Source organism: Clostridium beijerinckii HUN142 (genome assembly GCF_000621745.1).
Taxonomy (GTDB): domain Bacteria; phylum Bacillota; class Clostridia; order Clostridiales; family Clostridiaceae; genus Clostridium; species Clostridium beijerinckii_A.
Map to the genome: position 1 here is coordinate 222,117 of NZ_JHXK01000010.1, position 25,277 is coordinate 247,393.

Below are 25,277 nucleotides of genomic sequence, written 5' to 3' on the forward strand. Positions count from 1 at the left end.
AAAAGTAAAAATTGAGCAGAATATGGATGGAAAATATAAATATTTATCATGAAATGATACTGAAAGTTAAATATTGATTAATAGGTAAAATAGGATATAATATAATTGATAATAATTTTCAATGGAAGTTAATTTAGGTAAATGTAATATAATTTAGAAGTTTAATTTAAGGAGGTAAGATTATGAATATGTTATTTAGTAGTGAAGTTTATCACGATATAATAGAGAGTATGGTTGCAGCACTGGATGCAAAAGATATTTATACTGCGGGACATTCGACTAGAGTTGGAAATATGGCGAATAAGCTTGGTATGTATTTAGGGATAAAGAATGAAGAATTAGAGATCTTGCACATTGCAGGGCATTTGCATGATATAGGTAAGATTGGTGTTCCTGACAGTGTTTTAAATAAGAGAGGTAAACTTGATTTGGAAGAGTGGGAGCTTATGAAGAAGCATCCAGAGATAGGATATAAAATATTAAGCAAGGTAAAAAGTCTGGATGATATTTCAAAAATAGTACTATATCATCATGAAAGATGGGATGGAAGAGGATATCCAAATGGATTATATAAGGAAAATATACCATTAGGATCTAGAATAATAGCAGTTTGTGATTCTATAGATGCAATGAAAAGTAATAGGCCTTACAGAAAATTAATAAGTGATGAAGAATGTCGGAATGAAATAATTAAAAATAAGGGGATAATGTATGATCCTGAAATAGTAAATTGTATTGTTGAAAATTGGGGTGAAATTACACAAGAATATAATTCTGCAAGTGAGTACTATATTGTAATTTAATCGTCAAGTTTTTATAAATAGTTAAAGATTATTTTAAATTATCTTAATTGAATTAAATAATTATATTCAAACACAATGAATTTTATGATATTATATTTAGTAAGACTAGCAAAATTAGTAAGGTGGTGAGAAATATTGGATCAATATAATGATGATATGTATCATGGTGTTGTAAGAAGTATGGTTGCGACCTTGGAAGCAAAAGACTTTTATACATATGGTCACTCGACTAGAGTAGCAGATATGGCCTATAATTTAGGAAAAGTCTTAGGAATGACAGAGGAAGAACTTGAATTAATACACATAGCAGGAGATCTGCATGATATTGGCAAAATTGGAGTACCCGATAGCGTTCTAAATAAACCAGATAGCCTAGAAGTGGATGAGTGGGAATTAATGAAAAAACATTCATATATTGGATATAATATACTTAGTAAAGCGAGCACTTTTGAAGATATTTCTAGGATAGTTTTACATCATCATGAGAGATGGGATGGAAAAGGGTATCCTAAAGGATTAAAAGAAGAAGAAATACCACTCGCCTCAAGAATATTAGCTGTCTGTGATTCTATAGATGCAATGAAAAGCGATAGACCATATAGAAAATCCATAAGTGATGAGCTATGCAGGGATGAAATAAAGAAGAATGAAGGAATAATGTATGATTCTAAAATAGCCGAATGTATGCTCAAAAATTGGAATAAAATAGTGAATGAACTTTATAATTAAGATTGTAACTATGTATAGATTTTTTCTATAGTATAGTTACAATTTTTTATTTAGAATTTTATTCAGAATTGGAAGTTTTTTGTATATAATAGATTTAAATTAATATTATATAGATAAAGCAGAAATATAAATTTTAAATTACATAAGAGGTGATTGAATGTTAGACTTTAAAAAAGAGATAATGAATGGATCCTTTAACAAAATTAGTAAAGCAGATAAAGAAGCAAGCAGTATTAATGTAAATATTAAGTCAAACGATAAAAGTGTCGATATTAAGGTTTCAGGAAAAGGACTGCTTTTAGCTGGATTTATAGCAGTGGCCCCAACTGCAATATGTGTCTTAGGAACTACTATAACAGCATACTTATTAGCCAACCAAATATATAAAAGAAGAAAAAAGGCTGAAGAAATATAGTTTATAGAGTAAGAAATTAGATATATGTAGCACATTAATAATCTAATTAAACATATATCTAATTCTAAAGATTAAATAATTTTAGTAAAGTATTTATAAATATGGAAATTTACCACCAACTAAAAAATTATATATCTCAAATTCGTTTAGATAAACATCACCTATTATCCCATGAACTCTATAAAATTCTTTGCAACTATGAAAATCTGATCCTGCTGTATAAAGCAAGTCTCTATCACTAGCTACCTTCAAGAAATATTCAGTATCCTCTTCTGTATTACTGAAGTATTTAGCTTCAAGTCCATCAAAGTTCATTTCTATAATTTTTTTGAAATCAGATCTTCTCAAAAGGACAGGATGTGCTAAAATGACTGTAGCTCCAAAAAACTTTAGAATTTCTATGCCAGCTTCTACAGAAAGCTTATCTTTAGTGCTACAAAAGTCTAACTTTTTTCCTAATAATTTTTTTATATTCGAAACCTTATGGTTCTTTACATTTTTTAATACTTCAACTAAAAGTTCATTTTTGTAGCTATCATCTTTAAAATAACCTAAAACATGAACTCTGGAAGAATTGTATTTAGTTGAAAGTTCAACACCAGGAATAACTCTTACACCAAGCTCTTCGCCAGCCATGATAGCTTCATCTAAACCAGATGTACTATTATGATCTGTTATAGCAATAATATCCACTTCTCTTTTTTTTGAGAGTATGACAATTTCCTTTGGGGAGCATTTTCCATCAGAGAAAGTTGAGTGGATATGAAAATCACCTTTTTTATACATTATAACGCCTCTGAAATATTATCTATTTGTAATATATGAGTTTATAAATTAGATGTTAAAATGATTAATCTTTATATTTATATTAAAATTAACCTAATTAAAAACTGGTGTTAACATAAGTTTTTTATATTATAGATATACTGCAATAATAAATTTGTAGTTAAATTTCTACTGAAGGTATGAAATTAAGGTTTTAGAAAATTTGTAAATAAGGTTATCTAATAATTCAAGCATTTAAATTGGGTATATATACATTTATATAGTTACTTTATGATGAATTAGAAAAGTAAACTATATAGTTTGTTTAACTAGTATTAAATATCTGAGAATAAAATGACTTGAAAAATGTCGAATTTATGGTAAAATTGTTATATGGACAAACTTTTATATGTATTTCTGAAAACGGTTTTACAAGGGGTATGCTAACTCTATTGCAAGATAACAGAATAACAAAAGAAAAGAGGAAAACTAATGAAGAAAACTTTTTTTACAAAAACGATAAGCGCAGTTATTGTAGCAGCAACAATTTCTACACTATCACCGTTAAAAGCATCCGCGGAATGGATGCAGAATGATGATAGAACATGGAGCTACAAAGAAGGCAATAAAGTAACTAAAGGATGGAAAAGTATTTCAAATGAATGGTATTATTTTAATGAAAATGGAAGAATGAAAACAGATTGGACTTATGACAAAGGAAACTGGTATTACTTAAGTAATTCAGGAGTAATGCAAGAAGGTTGGAATAATATCAATGGAATCTGGTATTATTTTAACAATATCGGAGTGATGCAAATAGGTTGGATACAAGATAATAATAAGTGGTATTATATGAATAGTAATGGAGCAATGCAAACAGGAATTCAAAATATTGCGGGTAAGATTTATTGCTTTGATGAATCAGGAGAACTAATAGAATCGTCAAATGATTCAAGCCAACTGTTAACTAATTCAGGATATAGCAGCCAGGCAAGTGCTTATAATTCAGCAGATAATAATACTGTTGATATAAATGGCTTACCTGAATTACCGAAAAACTATTCTATAGGTATACAAACAATGGCAGAAAATAAAATTTTTGAGTTGATGAATCAAAAAAGAACTGAGGCAGGTTTAAAGCCATTAGTTATGGATAATGAGTTAGTTCAGGTAGCCAGGTATAAGAGCAATCATATGCTACAATACAATTATTTTGACCATACTACTCCAGAGGGCAATAATTGGACAAGCTGGCTAAAAGCAATTAATTATGAATATACTACAACAGGTGAAAATATAGCATATAACAATTATGAACCGGTTGAATTATTTAATCAATGGTGGAATTCACCAGGACATAAAGCAAATATGATGAATCCTTCTTATACTAAGGTTGGCATAGGTGTAATTAGTGGTAATGATAAATATATGGGAACTCAAACTTTTTCGAACTAATTCTTTGAATAGCATATTCTTATATAAAATATACATATGGTACATAAATTAAGTGAGAACTGCTGATTATAAAAAATAATTAGCAGTTTTATATAAATTGAGCAAAGATTCATCTCTATGGTATATTATCAACGGTTAAGCATGTGTAATCAGTAATAATATAGAATTATTATCGTAACTTATATACTTATTTGAATTATTATATTAATTAAATTGTACGCGCTTAAAGCAAATTGTTTAAACCTTTACAAAGGGTGCTTTATATTATATAATAAATCATACCAACGAATTATAGTAATAGTTAAATTATTTCGTTAGATGAAGGCATTAGCAAATATAAAATTTAAGTGATGAGAAGGAAAAATGGCAATACACGAATAACTATAGTAGATAAATTATAGGAAGAAAAAAGCGGATTTGTGTGATAATGATATTCATTAAAGGAAATTATTAAATATTAAACCCAATATTTCGAGTGAAAATGAAAAAGGAAATATTGGGTTTAATATTTGATATAAATGGTTTTTATATGCTTTAAGAAATGCCATAGACTAGGATTAACATATTATGAACTAGAAGAAGATACTAGTCAAAACACTTATTTAAGATAAAGTGAGGAATTACAGAGATGCAAACAAAGTATGAAATGGTAGTTAATATTCTAGAAAAAGAGATGTTGGAAGATAAATATAGTTTGACTAAAAAACTTCCTACAGAAGAGGAATTGATAAAAAAATTTAATGTTAGTAAAAATACTATAAGAAAAGCTATAGAAATATTAGTGAGTAAAGGCTATATTTATAGAGTCCAAGGCAGTGGTATATTTTTGAGGGAATTTGCAAAACTTGGCTGCGCGCAAATAAGAGATATTAATGGTTTATCTAAGCAATATTCTAAGGAAAAGTTAGAAAGTAAGGTTGCTGAATTTTCGTTAATTAACGCAGATGAAAGATTATCAGATAGAATGAAATGTGATATTGGCACGAAAATATATTATGTTAAAAGAGTAAGATATTTAAATGGAGATCCAATTGAAATAGAGGAATCTTACTATAATAAAGATATTATTCCTTATTTGAATGAGGAAATATGTAGTAAGTCTATATTTGAATACATTACAAATGATTTGAAATTAAAAATAGGATTTGCGGATAGAATAATAACTTCTGAAAAGTTAACTGAAGAAGAAGCAAGTTTTTTGAACTTAGAGAAAGATGACCCGACTTTAGTTTTAAATAATACTATATTTTTAAGTAGTGGAATAGTATTTGATATTTCTGTAGAGAAATTTAACTATAGAAATATGAAATTTATAAGCTTAACTAGCATTAACTAGTAATTTAATATTATGTTGTAATAGAAACTTTACATTTAAGATTCTAGTAAAATAAGTATTCAAATAGGGCTATAACAATGTATACATTAAATTTATTTACATGAAGTAGTAATTTAAATAATTAATAGTTCTAAGTATTTTATATGAATAAAAAGCCTGCACTTTGCATTAGATAAAGGGTAGGTTTTTTCGCCGTAATCTGCATAATATAAAAAAGATGCTTAATAAAGTTAGGAATTAATAAAACTTATCTTCAAGTAAACACTAATGAAAGATTAAATTATGTTGCTTATTTTTACAATTGGATAAACTTTGTTATAATATTATGGTATGAGAAATTTAATAAAATAGCGAGGAGATGATCCCAAATGATAAAACTTATTGCGTCAGATATGGATGGGACACTGTTGAATACAAAACATAAAATAGATAAAGAGACCGTATCTGCTATTAAGAGTGCTGAAAAGGCAGGAATTGTATTTGCAATTTCAACAGGAAGGGAATATGATACGGTTAAACCTCTTTTGGTGGAAAATAATATAAGATGTCAATGTGTACTTATGAATGGTGCAGAGTATAGAGATGAAGATGGAAATATTCTAGAAGAGATAAATATAGAACTAAAAACTGCAACTAAAATTATAAATATACTTCAAAGAGAAAAAGTATCTGCAAGAATATTTACTAATAAAGGAATATATACTACAGATACTAAAGAGGAAGCTTTAAAGGAAATGGCATATAGAACTTTATCCTTTAATCCTGAGCTTAGTCCAGAAGAAGCCTTGGAACTTGCCAAAGTTCAACCATATTTTGTTCAACTTAATTATATTTCTGACTTGGATAAATTTTTAAGTAGCGGTATAGAAGTTAGAAAATTTGTAGCTTTTCATAAAGATATAGAGCTTATAAATAAAATGAAAAAAGTTATAGGAGAATTAAAAGGAATTGCCGTTTCATCTTCATTTAGAGATAATATAGAAATTACAGATATAACAGCTCAAAAGGGTATTATACTTGCAAAAGTAGCTGAAAAAATGGGATTTAAAAGAGATGAAGTTTTGGTACTAGGAGATAGTTTTAACGATTATTCTATGTTTACAGAATTTAAAGAATCGGTTGCTATGGGAAATGCTATTTCAGAAATAAAAGAAATAGCAAAGTATATAACTGATACAAATGACAATTTAGGCGTAGCAAAAGCAATTTATAAGGTTTTAGAAGAACAAAAATAAAAAGTATAACTTAGAGGTAATTTTATTTGATTACATTTTTGTTAGTAAGGCCATTAAAGGCAAAGAATTGTTATTTTTAAATTCTTTGCCTTTAAATAAATAATATAATCTCATAGATAAAAACCTATTATTTATTTTTTAATGTATATTTTGATATTTCAGTTTTTATTATCTGGGTCTGAGAAGCTAGTTCTTCTGTAGATGCTGCTAGTTCTTCTGCTGTTGAAGAATTAGTTTGAACTACTTGAGAAATTTGATCAGCCCTACCGGTCATTTCAGTTATGGCTTCAGTTTGATCTTCAGAAGCTATAGCTATTTCTTTCACTAGATTAGTTGTATCATCAACATTTTTAACTATTACATCTAGTGCGGCAGCAGTCTCGGTAGCCAGCTTTTCTCCATTAGCTACTACATATAATGAATTTTTTATAATTTTAGCAGTGTTGTTTACTGCTTCAGCAGATTGTTCAGCAAGAGTTTTGACTTCTTCTGCAACTACAGCAAAACCTTTTCCAGCTTCACCAGCTCTAGCTGCTTCGATAGCAGCATTTAATGCTAAAAGATTAGTTTGAGCAGCAATTTCTTCTATTGCTTTTATAATTTCAGCAATTTGTTTTGAACACATAGTTATTTCTTTCATAGATTCCATCAATATTTGCATTTTTTCGTTTCCTTCTTTTACGATATGCTTTACATTAATGGAAAAACTGTTAGCTTTATCTGCATTATTAGTAGTATTATTAACTTTTTGTAGTATTTTTTTAAAACTAGTAAAGAGTTCTTCAACTGCGCCAGCCTGATTTATAGAACCTTCAGAGAGTATTTGGGTAGTTGAAGATAATTGTTCGGAACCATTAGAAATTAATGAGATTGATTGATCCATATTCTGAAATATAATATTTAAAGAATCAATAATATTTTTTATTGAATTTTGTATAGGAGTAAAATCGCCTATATATTCTATTGAAGTATCTAATTGTATATCTAGATCCCCATCTGCTAATCTTTCTAAAGTGCTTGTTATATCGTTAATATAAGAGAGTAACATACCTATAGAATTAGCTAAATCGCGAGACATTTCACCCATTTCATCTTTTGCGTTATATTCAGTATTTATTTTAAGATTTCCACGGGCTAAGTTTTTGGCAATATCCTTAATGTGATTAATTCCTTCAAGTAATACATCGTTTAATACCCTGGCCAACAATAGTGATATTACAATTAATATAAGCATAATAAATGTAATAGAAATTAGTGATATACTTCTATAAGTATTTGAATTAGTAACAAAGGAATTAGCATCTGATTGGGATGCTTTAAAAAGCTTAAGTATACATTCTTCAGATTCTTTGATTTGTGAAGAGTAAGCATCTTGGCAGACCTTCATTACGGCTGGATTGGTTTTTGATTTAAGTAAATCACTTAATTTTTCTCTCTTATCATCTAAATCCTTTACACTTGATAAAAATTCATTTAGTGAGGATTGATCTCCTTTATGTATTTCTTTTAAAATTTCTATGTTTTTCGTAAGAGTCATGGATTCTGTATCGGCTTGTTCTAGATAAAAGTTCTTTATTCCTGGATCTGTTTCTGTGATTGATCTAAACATGTCCATTTTTATTGTTTGTAAGTTTACTCTAATATTAGAAATAGTTTCAGAAACCTTGTATGGACCATTATATAGTGAATTTGTTTGTGATGAAATGAACAATATTATGCATATCACGACTGCCATAAGAAAAGAAGTAAGTCCTAAAATTATTGAGAAAGTTATTTTAAATTTTGTATTAATAGGATAGTTACTAATAACTTTTTTTAATTTATTATACATATGAATTCTCCTTTAATAAAAATGCCATCAAAATAATATAAGCATTAAAATGTTTAGTAAGTTTAAGTATAAAGCTGGTAAACATTAATTTTAAAATATGTATAAATTTTGAAGAGTATTTGTATAGACTACAAAAAATATTCTAAAAGTCTGATTTTAAAATAAATTCAGTAATGTATAAATCTGAGTGTACTCAGCGTGATGAATATCTTTTGAAGATTGATATATATTTATTTAATATACTTTAGTAACAAATTTTAACTTAGGAAATGAGCATGTTTTTCAATGCTATCGACTTTTATAGATAGCGTCGCCTTTGTAGATAGGGTAAACTTGGATATACTTTTCTTGCTTTATTTTAGTTATTATTGTACCGTTGGGTATTTTATTTAGAGTGGTGTTTATTGGAATATTTAGCGCGAAAAATTAATTTTTAAGGTAAAGTTTTGAATAGTCATATGCTCATGGAAATTCAAGCGTTTGTTTTTACGTGATTATGTGTTTTTATTTGGGTATTCCATAGTGGCTATCCTTGTTGTATGTTTTTGTTTAGCAATTAAATCATAAAACAGAATTATCCACTATGGATTTTTTATTGAGGTAAAAAATCTAAAAGTAATATATTATAATTTACAAGGTAGAGAATTTATAAATGGTTTTATGTTTGTATACTTCTCCAGCCCTAAGTATTGGAGAGTTAAATTTACTACAGTTTATAGAGTTAGGAAAATATTGAGTCTCTAAACAAAAACCATTTCTACGATTATAAACGGCTTTATCTTTACCTAAATCTGAACCATCAAGAAAGTTCCCGCTATAAAATTGAATTCCAGGAGTGGTTGTATAAACATCCAATACTATTCCGGAATTCTCATCAACAGCTTGAGCAGCTTTTGAGCTATCACATCCATCAGTATTTAGTACCCAGTTGTGATCGTATCCTTTTCCAAAGTCAATTTGTTCATAATCACTATTTATATTTTTGCCAATAGGAGTTAATGTTCTAAAATCCATAGGAGTTCCATCTACTTCTATTATTTCGCCTGTAGGAATTGAAGATTTATCGTTTACTGTAAACTTATCTGCGTTTATCATTAATTTTTGATTAAGAACATCACCAGATGAGTGCCCAGATAAATTAAAGTAAGCATGGTTTGTAAGATTTACGACTGTATCTTTATCAGAAGTTGCACTATAATTTATCTCTATAGCATTATCTTCGGTAAGCACATAAGTAACCTTAACATTAAGATTACCAGGATATCCTTCTTCACCATCTGGACTAAAATAAGAAAGTTCTAATGCATTAGGAGAGTCTTCAACTATTTTTGAATCCCATGCCACTTTATCAAAGCCTTTTACCCCACCATGCAAATGGTTTTCTCCATCGTTTTGAGCTAAAGTATATTCTTTATCATTAAGGATGAACTTTCCATATTGAATTCTATTTCCAAAACGTCCTATTAAGGCTCCAAAGAATTTATCACCTTTTAAATAATCATCTAAATTATCATATCCTAGCATTACATCAATAAATTTACCATCCTTATTCGCAACTAAAGATGAAACTATTGTACCTCCGTAAGTAGAAATCTCAACTTTCATTTTATTAGAGTTTGTTAAAGTATAAATATAAACATCTTTTCCATCAGGCATTGTTCCAAAATTTTTTTTTTCTATTGCCATGATAACACCTCCATATTTAATAAATTACTACATATTTTTTAGTATACATTTACATAATTAAAGATATCGCTTTCATGTATGTACAAGTATATTATATTACATTAAAATTGTACATACAATTACTTCTAGAAATTATTTTGGAAATATATTAAAATAATATAAGTATGTGCTTAATAATTACATTAATGGAGTAATAAAACAATAATAATTATATAGTAACAAAATAAAAAATATATATTGCGATTGAGTTTCTACATTTTAATCTTAATTGAGCACTTAGTTAACTAAAATAATAAATATAAATTTATTATTGCAATATATATTATAAGTGGAGGGAATTATGTGGAAACTAGTTATCGCTGATGACGAACCTAAAATTAGAAGAGGTATTGAGAACGTTTTAAATTGGGATAGATTTGGTATTGAGATTGTAGGACAAGCAGAAGACGGGGAAATTGCATTACAAATTATTAAAGAAAAGAAGCCTGATATTATATTATTGGATATAAATATGCCATTCTTAAACGGTCTAAACCTGTTACAAAAGCTAAAAGAGATTGATAACAAGGGGATTGTCATTATAATAAGTGGATATGATGATTTTTCATATGCTCAAAAAGCATTGCAGTATAATGTCTTTGATTACGTTCTAAAGCCTGTAAGTAAAAAGAACATAGAGGAGATAATAGTTAAAGTAGTAAATAAACTTACCGAAAACGAAAAAGAAAACAATTACTTAGAATGGGTAAAAAGACAATTGACTGAAAATAGAGAAGTATTACAAAAAACTTTTTTTAGCGAATGGTTTAATAATAAATTAAGTGATGAGCAAGTTTTAAAGGAAATGAGTTTTTTTGATATTGAGTTTGGAAGAAATATTGGAATTATGGTTATAAAAATTGTAGAGAAACTTAACATTGAAATAAGTAGTAGCAATTGGAATATTGAATTGTTAGAGTTTGCAATAGCTAATATACTAAAGGATGAATTTAAAAATTTAGAGTTAAAATATATTTTTAATGATGATAAGAGAAATATAATTTTAGTAAGTAAGATAAATGATATGGTATGGTGGATTTCCGTTGCAAAAGAAATACAGACAGAGATATATAAATATTTAAAGTGCAATGTATTAATTGAACAGGCTAGTGTTTCTAACAGCGTATTGAAGATAAAAGATGAATACACGAAAATAATAAATAGTGTTAATGAAAAAAAGAAATGCAGTTCTATGGTTTTATTGACAATTAAATATATAGAAGATAATTATTACTCAAATGATTTAAGTATAAATTATATATCAAATAGATTAGAAGTGACATCTTCATATTTAAGTAAATTATTAAAAAAAGAAACTGGACTATCCTTTATTGATTACCTAACTAAAATAAGAATAAAAAAAGCAATGTACATTATGGAGGATCCGGCTATTAAAATATATGATGTAGCCGATTTAGTGGGTTATAGTAATCAACATTATTTTTGTAGAGCTTTTAAGAAAGTAGTTGGAATTTCACCAACAGAATATAAGAGGGGAAAATAGAGTGAATAATAAAAGAAAGGTTATTTATTTATCTATAATTATAGGTTGTATAGTTGCGCTAATAATTTTTGCAATCTATTTATATAAGACAAACTCTCAGAAAAAAGATACATTTATAATTGGTATGTCTCAGGCAAACCTGTATGAACCATGGAGAATAAGTATGAACAAAGAAATACAGGAAGAAGCAAAAAAACATAGCAATATAAAAATAATTTTTAAGGATGCAGGTGGAGATGCTGAGAAGCAAAAAAAGGATATAGAAGATTTGATGAATTTTGGTGCAGATTTATTGATCGTTTCAATTAATAACTCGAAACAATTAACACCAACTGTGAGAAAAGCATATGAGTCTGTACCTGTTATATTATTGGATAGAGCTGTTGATGGATACGATTATACTTTATATATAGGAGCTGATACAAGATCTATAGGAGCGCAGGCGGGAGAGCTGATTGCTAATTTAGCCGGTAATAGCAAGGCTAATGTTATAGAAGTTCAAGGAATATTAGATTCAAGTACGGATAAAGAAATAACTAGTGGATTTAAAGAAGCAATTAGTAATCATAAAAATATTGCTATAGATAGAACTATTGTAGGCAATTGGCAGAAGAATGAAACAGAAGATAAATTAGAGGAAATATTAAAAGATGACAAGGATGTTAATATAATTTTTGCTCATAGTGATTATATGGCACTTGGAGCATATTATGCGACGGTGAGCACCAACTCAAAAAATATTAAGATAATTGGTGTTGATGGTTTAGAAGGACCTCAAGGAGGGATAGAGCTTGTTAGAAATGGTATATTGCAAGGAACATTTACATGTAAGACTGGAGGAAAAGAGGCAGTAGATTATGCAATAAAAATACTAAACAAGAAAGATGATATTCCTAAGAAAATATTATTAAAATGTAATAAAATAACTAAAGATGTTTTAAGTGATTAGACATATAATTTTTGTGGGTTGGTAAAAGTATACAAAAGTGCTGATTAATGCAAATACAATTTATAAGTATGAGTATATAATTAATTCATGAAAACGAAATCATAAATATAGGGGGAATTAATTATGAAGTTAAAAAAGATGATCGCATTAATGGCGAGTACTGTATTGTGTATTGGTATGCTTTCAGGTTGTGGCGGCTCTGGAGCTAGTGGAGGCGATGCAGCAAAGACATCAGCGGCAAATTCATCTAGTAAAAAAGTAATTGGATTTGCGCAGGTTGGTGCAGAAAGTGGTTGGAGAACAGCAGAAACTGACTCTATAAAATCAATTCCAACATTAGATTCTAACTTTGACTTGAAATTCTCAGATGGACAACAAAAACAAGAAAATCAAATAAAAGCAATAAGATCGTTTATTGCACAAAAGGTAGATTTAATTGCTTTAGACCCGGTTGTTGAAACAGGTTGGGATACAGTTCTTAAAGAGGCTAAGGATGCAAAAATTCCAGTAGTAATTGTTGATAGAAAAGTTACAGTCTCAGATGATTCACTTTATAAATGTTTCTTGGGTTCAGACATGGTTGCAGAGGGTAAAAAGGCTGCACAAATACTAATAGATCAATTCGGCAAAGATGCAGCACTTAATATAGCAGAGCTTCAAGGAACAGTAGGTTCTACTGCAATGGTTGGAAGACAACAAGGGTTTAATGATGCGATAAAGGATTGTCCTAATTATAAAATAGTAAAATCACAAACTGGAGATTTTACTCGTGCAAAAGGTAAAGAAGTTATGGAAGCTTTTCTAAAATCAGATGGTGATAAGATAAATGTATTATGGTCTCATAATGATGATATGGCAATGGGAGCTATTCAAGCTATAGAGGAATATGGAAAGAAACCAGGAAAAGATATCTTTATAGTTTCAGTTGATGGTATTAAAGATATATTCCAAGCAATGGTTGATGGTAAAGCTAATGCAACGGTTGAATGTAATCCTTTGCTTGGACCTCAATTACTTGAAGTTGCTAAAAACATATTAGATAGTAAAGAGGTTGAAAGAACTATAAACTCAAAAGAAAGTCAATTCTTACAAAAAGATGCTGCGGCAGAATTACCAAACAGAAAATATTAATTCTAATATGCATAAGAGCTGGAATTAAATCCATGCTCTTATGTCAAAAAAGATGTAGTACGTACATGTTTGTAATTGTGTTAAACAAGGGGAGTGATATAAGTGAGTGATTCTAATATAGTTTTAGAGATGAAAAATATTAGCAAGTTCTTTCCGGGTGTTAGAGCACTTTCAAATGTTGATTTTACACTAAGAGAAGGTGAAATCCATACGCTAATGGGAGAAAATGGTGCTGGGAAATCGACATTGATAAAGGTTCTTACAGGTGTTTATAAGATAGATGAAGGAAAAATTATATTGAGGAGAAAAGAAATAAAAATATCATCTACTCAGGAAGCTCAGAGTCATGGAATTAGTACTGTTTATCAAGAAGTAAATCTATGTCCAAATCTATCAGTTGCAGAAAATATATATATTGGACGCGAACCTAAGAAAAATGGAAGTATAGATTGGAAGAAAATGAATAGAAGTGCAGAGAAACTATTAGAAGAAAGGCTTAATTTAAAGGTAGATGTAAAAAAGGCCTTAAATAATTATTCGGTTGCAGTACAGCAAATGGTAGCAATTGCACGTGCTGTAGATATATCTCAAGGTATATTAATCTTAGATGAACCAACATCAAGTTTAGATGATAAGGAAGTAAAGCAATTATTTAAAATTATGAAAAAATTTAAAGAAGAAGGTATGTCAATAATATTTGTTACTCACTTTTTAGATCAAGTATATGAGGTTTCGGATAAACTTACAGTGCTTAGAAATGGTGAGTTGGTTGGGACATATGATGCAGACAAACTTACTAGGATAGAATTAGTTTCTAAAATGATCGGTAAAGACTATAGCGAGATAGAAAAAAGTACAAGAACAAAGAAAGTAGTTAATGATGAACAGAGAGAGAATTTAATATCAACAAATAATTTTGGAAGGTCTGGAACTATAAATCCATTTAATATAGAAATCAAGAAGGGGGAAATTCTTGGATTTGCAGGGCTTCTTGGGTCTGGTAGAAGCGAATGTGCGCGAACAATATTTGGGATAGATAAATCTACTAGTGGAAATATAACTATAAATGGAAAAAACTATTCGTATATTTATCCTCAAAAAGCAATTAAGGAAGGTTTGGGGTTTTGCCCAGAGGACAGAAAAGTTGAAGGAATAGTTGGTGATCTGACAATAAGAGAAAATATAATATTAGCATTGCAAGCTAATAGAGGAATATTTAAATATTTGCCGATGAAAAAACAACAAGAAATTTCACAAAAGTATATAGATTTACTTAGAATCAAAACTCCAAGTATGGAGCAAAAAATAAGTAACTTAAGTGGTGGTAACCAACAAAAGGTAATATTAGCAAGATGGCTCGCAACAGAACCGCAATTATTAATTTTAGATGAACCAACAAGGGGAATTGATATAGGAGCAAAAGGTGAAATAACAGAATTAATATTAGCATTAGCTAAGCAAGGAATGACAATTTTGTTTATTTCGTCAGAGCTACCAGAAGTAGTTAAGTGCTGTGACAGAGTAATTGTCCTTAGAGATAGAAATATTATCGGAGAACTAGTTGGAAATGAAATAGAGGAATCTAATATCATGAAAACTATAGCAGGAGGTGCTAGATAATATGGAAAATAATGAGAAACAAACTTTTTTCCTTAAAATTTATAATGCTAAAATATTTTGGCCATTAACAAGTTTAATTATATTACTTTTGTTTAATTTTATAATGACGCCAAGTTTCTTAAGCATAAGCATGAAAGACGGGCATTTATTTGGAAATACTATAGATATACTAAATCGTGCAGCTCCATTAATATTGATATCTTTAGGAATGACTCTCGTAATTGCAACTCAAGGAATTGATATTTCCGTAGGATCAATAATTGCAATAAGTGCAGCTCTTTCTGCAACTGTAATAGTTGATGGAGGTTCAGTTCCATTAGCAGTAGCAATAGGAATAATTAGTGGACTTATATGTGGAATATGGAATGGTTTTTTAGTTTCGTATATAGGAGTACAACCAATGGTTGGAACATTAATTTTATATATTGTTGGTAGAGGAGTTGCTCAACTTATAACAGGAGGACAAATATTAACTTTTACTAATAAGGATTTCATATTTATAGGGACAGGCTACATATTGCTTCCTATAGCAATATTCATAGCTATTGCGGTAGCATTAATTATGTATTTTTTAATAAGGAGAACTGCTCTAGGATTATTTATTGAGTCTATAGGAGTTAACAATAATTCATGTAAATTCGCAGGAATTCAATCTAGGAAAGTTGTATTTTCACTTTATGTTATATGTGGAATGTTAGCAGGAATAGCAGGAATAATTTTATGCGCTAATATAAAAAGTGCTGATGCTAATAATGTTGGTTTGTGGTTAGAATTGGATGCAATCCTTGCGACAGTTATAGGTGGGACGTCTATGGCAGGAGGGCGGTTTTATCTTTCAGGGACAGTTGTAGGGGCATTGTTCATACAAACATTAACTACAACGATTTATAGCTTAGGTGTTGCACCTGAAATTACACTAGTTGTTAAGGCAATAGTGGTCATAGTTGTATGTATAATTCAATCTCCCGAATTTAGAAAAATTCTTAAGATAAAGAAAAATACAAAAGTTAGCTTAAAAGAAAAAGAGGTGATTAAGGCATGAATAAACCAATAGGGAAAAAGAATATATTCAAAATAAACAAAGATTATATTGCAATTTATGCTACAATCGCATTATTTATAGGGCTGTTTTTAATAGGATCAGTATTATATAAAAGTTTTTTGTCCGCACAGGTATTTACTAACTTATTTATTGATAATGCATATTTGATAGTAGTGGCAATTGGAGAAGCGGTTGCAATATTAACTGGTGGGATAGATCTTTCAGTTGGATCAATGATAGCCTTTGTAAGTATGATTACAGCAAGTTTATTACAAAAGGGAGTAAATCCATTCTTAGTAATGTTAATAGTTCTTGCTGTTGGAGTTATTTTTGGGACAGTTCAAGGTATATTGATTCAAAAATTTAAACTGCATCCTTGGATAGTCACACTTGCGGGAATGTTCTTTGCAAGAGGAGCAAGTTATGTCATAAGTATTGATACAATTATAATTGATAATCCAGTTTTTACAGAAATCTCATCATATAGAATATCAATATTACCAGATGCCTTTATATCAATTAATGTTATCGTTAGCCTGATAGTTGTAGCTGCTGCATTTTATATGATGAAGTTTACAAGGTTCGGAAGAACTGTATACGCAATTGGTGGAAATGAAAATTCTGCTAAATTAATGGGATTACCAGTGGAAAGAACAAAAATACTTGTATACACATTTTCAGGTTTTTGTTCATCCTTAGGTGGTTTGTTATTTACAATATATACTCTTTCAGGTTATGGACTTCATTGTAATGGAATGGAAATGGATGCCATAGCAGCATGCGTAATCGGAGGAATATTATTAACAGGGGGATATGGGAATATAATCGGACCATTATTTGGAGTGTTAACTACAGGAATTATTCAAAGTCTTATAATGTTTGATGGAACATTAAATTCATGGTGGACTAAAATAGCAGTTGGAATGTTGTTGTTCATATTTATTGTATTGCAGAGAATTATTGTAATTAGAGATGAAAAGCGAAAAAATGTTGTATCTTAATGAAATTAAATAAGTATAATAAAATGAACATTTGTATGATCTTTTAAAATAAGAAGACACAAATGTTCATTTAATTTTTGCACTAATGCAGTATATTTAAATAAATAGATGTGTCAAGTATTGGTGGTTTGAGCTATAATTTAATATATAGGCTATTTGATTATAGATAGAGTTAATAGTACAATGGAAACCGCAATTATGTTAAGTTGCGGATGATATAGCTGATTTGTACAAATGTTTTGGAGGGATAGGGTGAATAGCTTAAGAATATATTTTATGAATAAGAGCATAGGAGATAAACTTATATTTTATTTTTTTGGAGTAATTCTCATTGTTACTATTACTATTACTACTCTAGGAAATTTATTATATAAAGATTCGATTAATTTTTCACAAAATGAAAATACTAACCAAATAATAAAACAGATAAATAACAATATTGAGTCTTACGTTAATAATACTGAAAACATTATCAACTATATGTCAATCGACCCTAGGATAATAAAATTCCTTAACGATAATAAAACTGAAAATAATGACATTGAAGATGATGCTTATAAATCTATTTATAACTTTGTTAAATTTAATCCAGAGATAGCTGGAATAATGGTAGTAAACATTAATGGTGGGTATATAAGTGATGTTATGAACAGTGTATCAAGAGATCCTTTATATAATGAAGAATGGTATACAAAGGCTTATAATCAACCTGAAGCTATACATTTATTTACTAAACCAATAGGTAGGAATATTGACAATATCTTTCGTTATTCTGCTGATGAAGTTTTCTCTATGTCTAAAGCAGTTGTAGATTCATCTACTAACAAAATAAAAGGTGTAATACTCATTGATATAAAATTAGATGCTATTAAAAATATTATTGAGAATTCAAGACCGGGAACTGCAGGTTTTATTTATATTATGGATATGAACAAAGAGATTGTTTATACTCCTGTTAATAACATAGTATATAGAATTAAAAATGAATGGATAGAGAATATTAATAACGATATAATAATAAAAAATATTAATGGAGAAAATTATCAATTGACAAAGATTGATTCAAAATATACAGGATGGGAAACAATTGGCGTATTTCCCGAAAGTGAGAGTTTACGAGTTATTAAATATATAAGATACTATTCTTTTGTAGTAGCTATTTTAGCACTAATAATAGCTGAAATTTTAGTTATAATTTTTACAAGATCTATTGTAAATCCAATTCAAAAACTAAAGAAACTGATGAGAAAAGCTCAAGAAGGAGAACTAACAGTATCATTCAATACTAAGTATAATGATGAAATAGGAGAACTTGGCAGTTCTTTTAATACTATGGTAAAAGAAATAAACAATCTTATAAATTTAGTACAAATTGAAGAAAAAAATAAAAGGCTGGCTGAAATGAATGTTTTACAGGCTCAAATCAAGCCACATTTTATGTATAATACTTTAGATACAATACGGTGGATGGCGGAAGAACATAATGAAGAAGATATAGTGGAGATAATAGAAGCATTTACTAACTTGCTTAGAATAAGCTTAAGTAAAGGAAAAGAAATAATAAGTGTCCAAGAAGAACTAAGCCATGTACAGAGTTACTTAATTATTCAGAAAATAAGATATGAAGACAAGCTTGACTACGAAATTCAATTTGATGAAGAAATGCTTGATTACAAATTAATAAAATTAATATTGCAGCCGCTTGTTGAGAATGCAATTTATCATGGGATAAAAGAAAAGCGTGGTAATGGAAAGATTTTGATTACAGGAAAAATTGAAAATAATTTATTATGTTTTACTGTAGTTGATAATGGAAAAGGGATGGATAGAGAAACATTAAATAAAATAAATAACATGCTTAATAATAGAGATGGCAATAAGAATCAGGTGGGCTATGGAATTTTTAATGTAAACGAAAGAATAAAGCTTATACATGGAAATGAGTATGGGCTAGTTTACAAAAGTACCCTTGGACAGGGAACAATTGTGGAGCTTAGGCATCCAATAGTTGAATCGGAATAAATAATAAGTGATAGCAGCGGTAAATTAAAATAAAAATAGATAAAACCTGAATATCAGGTTTTATCTATTTTTATTTTATCAATGAGGGGGAAATAGTAAGTATTAGTATTAATGTACAATGTGCTATTTCTTTCTGGAAGGTTAATGAAATACATTCATAAATTAATAACTAAAACTTACTATTTTCTATATAAATAAGATTTATAGCATTTGTTAATTAAAATTTCCAAGCAGTGCTAGAAAATTTAAGTTCATTCTTGAATGTTGAAAGTTTTGTATCATTATTTATTACTACACATTCAATTCCAACCATATCAGCCCAATCTAACAATTGTTCTTCATCAACATAGAATGAGAAACTAGTATGGTGAGCTCCGCCAGCCATGATCCATGCTTTAGCGCCTTCTTTTAATGATGGTTGTGGTTTCCAAAGAACGCTTGCTACTGGTAAGTTTGGCATATCTTCAGTAACTTCAACACAATCAACACTATTAACTATTAAACGGAATCTGTTACCCATATCTATTAATGAAGCAGCGACAGCAGGACCAGAAGCACCTTTAAATACTAAACGAGCTGGATCTTCTTTATCTCCAATTCCAAGTGGGTGAACTTCAATTACTGGCTTAGTTGCAGCTAATGTTGGACAGATTTCAAGCATATGAGCTCCAAGGATCAACCCATTTTCTGAATCCATATTATAAGTGTAATCTTCCATTAAGCCTGTACCTTTTCCAGCAGCCATGATTTTCATAGCTCTAAGAAGTGCAGCAGTTTTCCAATCGCCTTCAGCACCAAATCCATAACCTTCAGCCATTAAATGTTGAGCGGCAAGACCAGGAAGTTGTTTCATTCCATGAAGTGCTTGGAAGTTAGTTGTGAAAGCTGTATAGCCTCTTGCATCTAAGAAAGTTCTTAAACCAATTTCGATTTTTGCTTGTTCACGAATAGAGTCTATAGAAGCTTTAGGATCTATATCATATAATTTAGAGTACTCATTCATAAGTTCATCAATTTGAGCTTCAGTAACTTTTTCCATTGAGTTAACTAAATCACCAACTCCATAGTAATCAACAGTCCAGCCAAATTTGATTTGAGCTTCGATTCTATCTCCATCAGTAACAGCAACATCTCTCATGTTATCTCCGAAACGAGCAACTTTAATGCTGCGTCCTTCAGTAAATGCTACAGCAGGAGCCATCCACTTAGCTATATCAGTAGCAACAGAATCATCTGTCCAGTGACCAACTACTATTTTACGAGCTATATCAAGTCTAGCTCCGATATATCCAAATTCTCTATCTCCATGAGCCGCTTGGTTTAAGTTCATGAAGTCCATATCAATTGTTCCCCAAGGAATTTCTTTATTAAATTGAGTATGAAGATGAAGTAATGGCTTTCTAAGTTCAGTTAAACCGTGGATCCACATTTTTGCTGGTGAGAATGTATGCATCCAAGTAATTATACCAGCACAGTTTTCATCATTATTAGCATCATTACATACTTTTCTGATTGAAGGAGAATCAGTAGCAACTGTTTTAAATACGATTTTATAAGGTAGATCTTTAGTGTTTAACCCTTCAACGATTATCTTTGAATTATCAGATACTTGATCTATTACTTCAGGACCATATAGAGGTTGACTTCCTGTAACAAACCAAAATTCATAATTTTTTACTTTTAACATTTAACATTCCTCCTAATATATAAATTAAAACTTTTCGAGTGGAGTTTTAACTCCACCTTGAATTTAGTTGAATTTATACCCTCAAGGGGCACCTAATCCAGGAGCCTGCGGCCGTTATCTCTCACTTAAGAAGATGGAGGACTACGGATGCTAGCTATTGGATAAATAAAAATGCTTATCTAAATTTAGTATACCTTTTCATGAGTACAAACAAGTTTCTGATGTATGTACAAGCTTATTATAATACAATAATGTTGTACATACAAGACGTAAAATCAAAAAAATAAAAAATATTAACTTTCCAAATAAGTATCATTATGGTTTAAGTTAGGTAAAGACAGCCTTGCAGTAAAATTTCTATTTGCGATTATGATAAAAATTATTAAAGCAGATGATGTATGGTTAAGCTTGATGTTTAAATAAATTTTAGAAAAAACTATTGATATATATAGGGAATAGAGATATAATCAAATCATCAAGTGCGTACAACTTTTTAGAATATAATTTTAAAGAAATCGATTTATATTTTAAGAAGTTATTGCATAGTTATTTGATGAAAGTAGTTGAAAAAGATGAAAGAAGCTGAAACAAAGCACGAATTAATAGAAAATTACTATATCAGCCTAATAGAAGAAAACAAGGTTTCAGCAGGAGACCAATTACCTTCCGAAAATGAAATAGCTAACTTATTTAATGTAAGTAGACATACTGTAAGACAAGCTCTTACTTATTTAGTACAAGAAGGCTGGATATATAAAGAAAGAGGAAAAGGAAGCTTTTACTCTAACAAAAAGACTAATGAAGTTAAAAAAAATGTTGCTGTTCTTACAACTTATATATCAGATTATATTTTTCCTAAAATTATATCAGGTATAGAGGAAGAATTAAGACGCAAGGGATATAATTTATTATTATTTAATAGTAACAATGACATTGAGAATGAAAGAAGATGTTTTGAGGATATCATAAACCAAGATATATCAGGACTAATAGTTGAACCAGCACAAAGTACAATAAATAACCTGCATCATGATAGCATTAAAAAGTTAGAAAAGAACAATATAAAATATATTGCAATAAATGCTAATTGCGATGAAGAAAATTCTGCATATATTGTAGTAGATGATGAACAGGGAGGGTACAAGCTTACTAATTATTTATTAGAACTTGGTCATAGAAATATAGCTGCATTATTTAAAGCAGATGATTTACAAGGTGAAAAAAGAAGAAGGGGTTACATAAAGGCTCTAAACGAATATGACTTGAGTTTTAACAAAAGTATAGTAGGAGAATATATAACTGATAATCAAGAGATGTATATAGACCAGTTTATAAAGAAGATTTTAAATCTTGAAGAAAAACCAACCGCAATTGTTTGCTATAATGATAAGGTTGCTTTGAAGGTAATAGATAATTGTAGAAAAGAAAATATAGAAATACCAAAAGATTTATCAATAGTAAGTTTTGATGATTCTAGTTTAGCAGTTTCATCAGGTGTTAAACTTACAACAATAAAGCATCCGAAAGAAGAAATGGGAATAAGAGCAGCCAAATGCATTATAGATATGATTGAGGGAAGAATAGACAAGCCTCAATACACATACAATGCTGAACTTATTGTTAGAGATTCTTGTTCTAGAGTTTAAATTTTATCTTTGCTTTAGATGACTTGATTTTGAGTTACTGGAGCAAAGATAACCTTTAATGATATATATATTAGATATTATTTTTGTATGTACGCTTGTACGTACATACAAACAACAAGCAGATAGGGGTGTTCAAATGTTAGAAAAATTAAAGGAAAAAGTTTATGAAGCTAATATGGAACTTCAAAGAAAAGGTCTTGTAATCTACACTTGGGGAAATGTTAGTGAAATCGATAGAGAAACTGGATTAGTAGTTATAAAACCAAGTGGTGTTGATTATGATACTATGAAACCAGAAGATATGGTAGTTGTAGACTTAGAAGGAAATGTTGTAGAAGGAAAGTATAAACCTTCAACAGATACTCCAACTCACTTAGTTATGTATAAAACTTATCCGAGTGTTGGAGGCGTTGTTCATACTCATTCAGATTGGGCAACAACTTTTGCTCAGGCAGGAATGAGTATACCAGCTTTTGGGACAACACATGCAGATTATTTTTATGGGGATATTCCTTGTACTCGAGATCTAACAGATGAAGAGATTAGTGGAGAATATGAAAAAGAAACAGGAAATGTAATAGTTGAAACTATTGGAGATAAAAATCCATTAGAAGTTCCAGCTATTGTAGTTAAAAACCATGGTCCTTTCGCTTGGGGAAAAGATGCTAATTCAGCAGTTTACAATGCAGTAGTATTAGATAAAGTTGCTGAAATGGCATATAAGACAATGACTTTAAACAAAGATGTAAAGGGTGTCAAACAGCACCTTTTAGATAAACATTATCTTAGAAAACATGGTGCGAATGCATATTATGGACAATAAGATATCATAGTATAAACCAACATATTTTTAAGGAGAATTTTTAGTCAGCAATTGGAACTCCTTTGTAAATTCTCCTTAATAAGTATGAATTAAAAAGTGACGTATAAAATTGAAGTTGAAAAAGGAAATGTCTAAATTTAATATTCTGAAACATAAATATTAAATGGAAGGTAAATATGCAAATAATAGTTTGTTGCTAAATAACAAACAAAATATATAAAGAGGAGATGTTAGGGAAATGAGATTTTTTTTAGACACAGCAAATGTAGAACACATTAAAGAAGCAAATGAAATGGGAGTAATATGTGGTGTAACAACAAATCCATCATTAATAGCAAAAGAAGGAAGAGACTTTAATGAAGTTATTAAAGAAATAACAGAAATAGTTGATGGACCAATAAGTGGAGAAGTTGTAAGTGAAGATGCTGAAGGAATGATAAAAGAAGGAAGAGAAATTGCAGCGATTCATAAGAATATGATAGTAAAGATTCCAATGACAGCTGAAGGCTTAAAGGCAACTAAAGTATTAGCTAGTGAAGGAATTAAAACAAATGTAACATTAATATTCTCAGCAACACAAGCATTACTTGCAGCAAATGCAGGAGCAACATATGTAAGCCCATTCCTTGGAAGAGTAGATGACATCTCAATGATAGGTATGGATTTAGTTAGAGATATAGCAGAAATATTTGCAGTACATGGAATAGAAACAGAAATAATAGCAGCAAGTGTAAGAAATCCAATCCATGTAATAGAAGCAGCAAAAGCAGGAGCAGATATATCTACAATTCCTTACAGTTTAGTAATGCAAATGTTAAAACATCCATTAACAGATCAAGGATTAGAAAGATTCAAAGCAGACTGGGCAGCAGCATTTGGAAAATAACCCGTCGAAATGAAGATCATGCATTTGTTCAGGTTACTGATGATTTAGCCGTGAATTTCTACCAGTAGAAGTTGCACCATTTATTCATGCTCCTAAGACAAGCTAAGGACAAGCATAAATAGAACAACTTCTACTGAAGAAATGTCTACAGCTAAATCATCTGATATAACGCTTCCACAAAAGCATGACCATCATTTCTGGTCTGGGGTTATATTTAAAATGGTAAAAATATATATTCCTAAGAATATAAGAATATAAGAATATATAAATGAAAATATAAAACAATTTAAAAATGAATCAATAAAAAAATGTAACAATATAAAAAGGTGTAGTGAAATAGCCACCTTTTGAAAGATTGCTAAGCGTAATATGGGACTTAATTAGCACAAATAAGAACTTATAAAAAATATGTCTAGGAAATGAGGATAAAGATGAGTAGAGAATTAGATAAATTATCTATTAATGCAATAAGAGTATTATCAGCAGATGCTATTGAAAAATCAAAATCAGGACATCCAGGTTTACCACTTGGATCAGCTACAATGGCTTATACATTATGGTCTAAGATGAATCATAACGGAAAAAATCCTGAATGGGATAACAGAGATAGATTTGTATTATCAGCAGGACATGGTTCAATGCTTGAATATTCATTGTTACATTTATTTGGAT

At 29.5% G+C, this 25,277-nt stretch carries 20 protein-coding genes and 1 pseudogene; 17 read left to right on the plus strand and 4 right to left on the minus strand.

What is annotated here, in order from left to right; genetic code table 11:
* Positions 1 to 182: 182 nt before the first annotated feature.
* The 3 genes from T483_RS0105460 to T483_RS0105470 all read left to right on the plus strand — a co-directional run bounded on the left by T483_RS0105460 (position 183) and on the right by T483_RS0105470 (position 1,947).
* On the plus strand, positions 183 to 803 hold the full coding sequence (locus T483_RS0105460) for an HD-GYP domain-containing protein (protein ID WP_026885936.1): 621 nt from the start codon (positions 183 to 185) through the stop codon (positions 801 to 803).
* Between the two features lie 156 nt (positions 804 to 959).
* Positions 960 to 1,532 (plus strand): HD-GYP domain-containing protein, encoded by a 573-nt coding sequence (locus T483_RS0105465; protein WP_431603142.1) that lies wholly within the window; start codon positions 960 to 962, stop codon positions 1,530 to 1,532.
* Positions 1,533 to 1,689: 157 nt separating this feature from the next.
* Complete coding sequence (locus tag T483_RS0105470) at positions 1,690 to 1,947, plus strand: hypothetical protein (protein WP_026885938.1); 258 nt, start codon at positions 1,690 to 1,692, stop codon at positions 1,945 to 1,947.
* Between the two features lie 93 nt (positions 1,948 to 2,040).
* On the opposite strand, the gene T483_RS0105475 is transcribed toward T483_RS0105470, so the two are convergent.
* Positions 2,041 to 2,733 carry a PHP domain-containing protein gene (locus T483_RS0105475; RefSeq protein WP_026885939.1) on the minus strand — a complete coding sequence of 231 codons (693 nt, stop codon included), beginning with the start codon at positions 2,731 to 2,733 and terminating at the stop codon, positions 2,041 to 2,043.
* Positions 2,734 to 3,204: 471 nt separating this feature from the next.
* Here T483_RS0105475 and T483_RS0105480 point away from each other — a divergent pair, with 471 nt between their 5' ends.
* The 3 genes from T483_RS0105480 to T483_RS0105490 all read left to right on the plus strand — a co-directional run bounded on the left by T483_RS0105480 (position 3,205) and on the right by T483_RS0105490 (position 6,738).
* A complete protein-coding gene (locus tag T483_RS0105480; RefSeq protein WP_026885940.1) occupies positions 3,205 to 4,167 on the plus strand; it encodes a CAP domain-containing protein in 963 nt (320 codons plus the stop codon).
* Between the two features lie 628 nt (positions 4,168 to 4,795).
* A complete protein-coding gene (locus tag T483_RS0105485; RefSeq protein ID WP_026885941.1) occupies positions 4,796 to 5,503 on the plus strand; it encodes a GntR family transcriptional regulator in 708 nt (235 codons plus the stop codon).
* Positions 5,504 to 5,871: 368 nt separating this feature from the next.
* Positions 5,872 to 6,738: a Cof-type HAD-IIB family hydrolase gene (locus tag T483_RS0105490; protein WP_026885942.1), complete on the plus strand. Its 867-nt coding sequence runs from the start codon at positions 5,872 to 5,874 to the stop codon at positions 6,736 to 6,738.
* Positions 6,739 to 6,865: 127 nt separating this feature from the next.
* On the opposite strand, the gene T483_RS0105495 is transcribed toward T483_RS0105490, so the two are convergent.
* Together T483_RS0105495 and T483_RS0105500 are read right to left on the minus strand one after the other, a co-directional pair.
* Positions 6,866 to 8,569: a methyl-accepting chemotaxis protein gene (locus tag T483_RS0105495; RefSeq protein WP_026885943.1), complete on the minus strand. Its 1,704-nt coding sequence runs from the start codon at positions 8,567 to 8,569 to the stop codon at positions 6,866 to 6,868.
* Between the two features lie 630 nt (positions 8,570 to 9,199).
* Positions 9,200 to 10,255 (minus strand): aldose epimerase family protein, encoded by a 1,056-nt coding sequence (locus T483_RS0105500; protein ID WP_026885944.1) that lies wholly within the window; start codon positions 10,253 to 10,255, stop codon positions 9,200 to 9,202.
* A 340-nt stretch (positions 10,256 to 10,595) separates the two neighbouring features.
* Here T483_RS0105500 and T483_RS0105505 point away from each other — a divergent pair, with 340 nt between their 5' ends.
* The 7 genes from T483_RS0105505 to T483_RS0105535 all read left to right on the plus strand — a co-directional run bounded on the left by T483_RS0105505 (position 10,596) and on the right by T483_RS0105535 (position 19,563).
* A complete protein-coding gene (locus T483_RS0105505) occupies positions 10,596 to 11,798 on the plus strand; it encodes a response regulator transcription factor (protein WP_026885945.1) in 1,203 nt (400 codons plus the stop codon).
* Between the two features lies 1 nt (position 11,799).
* Entirely contained in the window at positions 11,800 to 12,747 is a 948-nt protein-coding gene (locus tag T483_RS0105510; RefSeq protein ID WP_026885946.1) for a substrate-binding domain-containing protein, read from the plus strand.
* A 123-nt stretch (positions 12,748 to 12,870) separates the two neighbouring features.
* Entirely contained in the window at positions 12,871 to 13,878 is a 1,008-nt protein-coding gene (locus tag T483_RS0105515) for an ABC transporter substrate-binding protein (RefSeq protein ID WP_026885947.1), read from the plus strand.
* A 102-nt stretch (positions 13,879 to 13,980) separates the two neighbouring features.
* The gene (locus T483_RS0105520; protein WP_026885948.1) at positions 13,981 to 15,498 is read left to right on the plus strand and encodes a sugar ABC transporter ATP-binding protein; all 1,518 of its coding nucleotides are present in this window, start codon (positions 13,981 to 13,983) and stop codon (positions 15,496 to 15,498) included.
* A gap of 1 nt (position 15,499) precedes the next feature.
* Positions 15,500 to 16,540 carry an ABC transporter permease gene (locus tag T483_RS0105525; protein ID WP_026885949.1) on the plus strand — a complete coding sequence of 347 codons (1,041 nt, stop codon included), beginning with the start codon at positions 15,500 to 15,502 and terminating at the stop codon, positions 16,538 to 16,540.
* Entirely contained in the window at positions 16,537 to 17,541 is a 1,005-nt protein-coding gene (gene yjfF / locus T483_RS0105530; protein ID WP_026885950.1) for a galactofuranose ABC transporter, permease protein YjfF, read from the plus strand. The genes T483_RS0105525 and yjfF overlap by 4 nt, the downstream gene beginning before the upstream one ends.
* 276 nt (positions 17,542 to 17,817) lie before the next feature.
* Positions 17,818 to 19,563 (plus strand): histidine kinase, encoded by a 1,746-nt coding sequence (locus tag T483_RS0105535; protein ID WP_035790031.1) that lies wholly within the window; start codon positions 17,818 to 17,820, stop codon positions 19,561 to 19,563.
* A 217-nt stretch (positions 19,564 to 19,780) separates the two neighbouring features.
* Here the strand turns inward: T483_RS0105535 and araA are convergent, their stop codons facing one another.
* Positions 19,781 to 21,250 (minus strand): L-arabinose isomerase, encoded by a 1,470-nt coding sequence (gene araA, locus T483_RS0105540; protein ID WP_026885952.1) that lies wholly within the window; start codon positions 21,248 to 21,250, stop codon positions 19,781 to 19,783.
* A 572-nt stretch (positions 21,251 to 21,822) separates the two neighbouring features.
* On the opposite strand from araA, the gene T483_RS0105545 reads away from it, so the two are divergent.
* The 4 genes and pseudogenes from T483_RS0105545 to T483_RS0105560 all read left to right on the plus strand — a co-directional run.
* Entirely contained in the window at positions 21,823 to 22,896 is a 1,074-nt protein-coding gene (locus T483_RS0105545; RefSeq protein ID WP_026885953.1) for a GntR family transcriptional regulator, read from the plus strand.
* Between the two features lie 136 nt (positions 22,897 to 23,032).
* Positions 23,033 to 23,719 carry an L-ribulose-5-phosphate 4-epimerase gene (locus T483_RS0105550; RefSeq protein ID WP_026885954.1) on the plus strand — a complete coding sequence of 229 codons (687 nt, stop codon included), beginning with the start codon at positions 23,033 to 23,035 and terminating at the stop codon, positions 23,717 to 23,719.
* Positions 23,720 to 23,957: 238 nt separating this feature from the next.
* A complete protein-coding gene (fsa, locus tag T483_RS0105555; RefSeq protein WP_012060610.1) occupies positions 23,958 to 24,605 on the plus strand; it encodes a fructose-6-phosphate aldolase in 648 nt (215 codons plus the stop codon).
* 431 nt (positions 24,606 to 25,036) lie between these two features.
* Positions 25,037 to 25,277: pseudogene (locus T483_RS0105560) on the plus strand (transketolase); the annotation flags it as partial.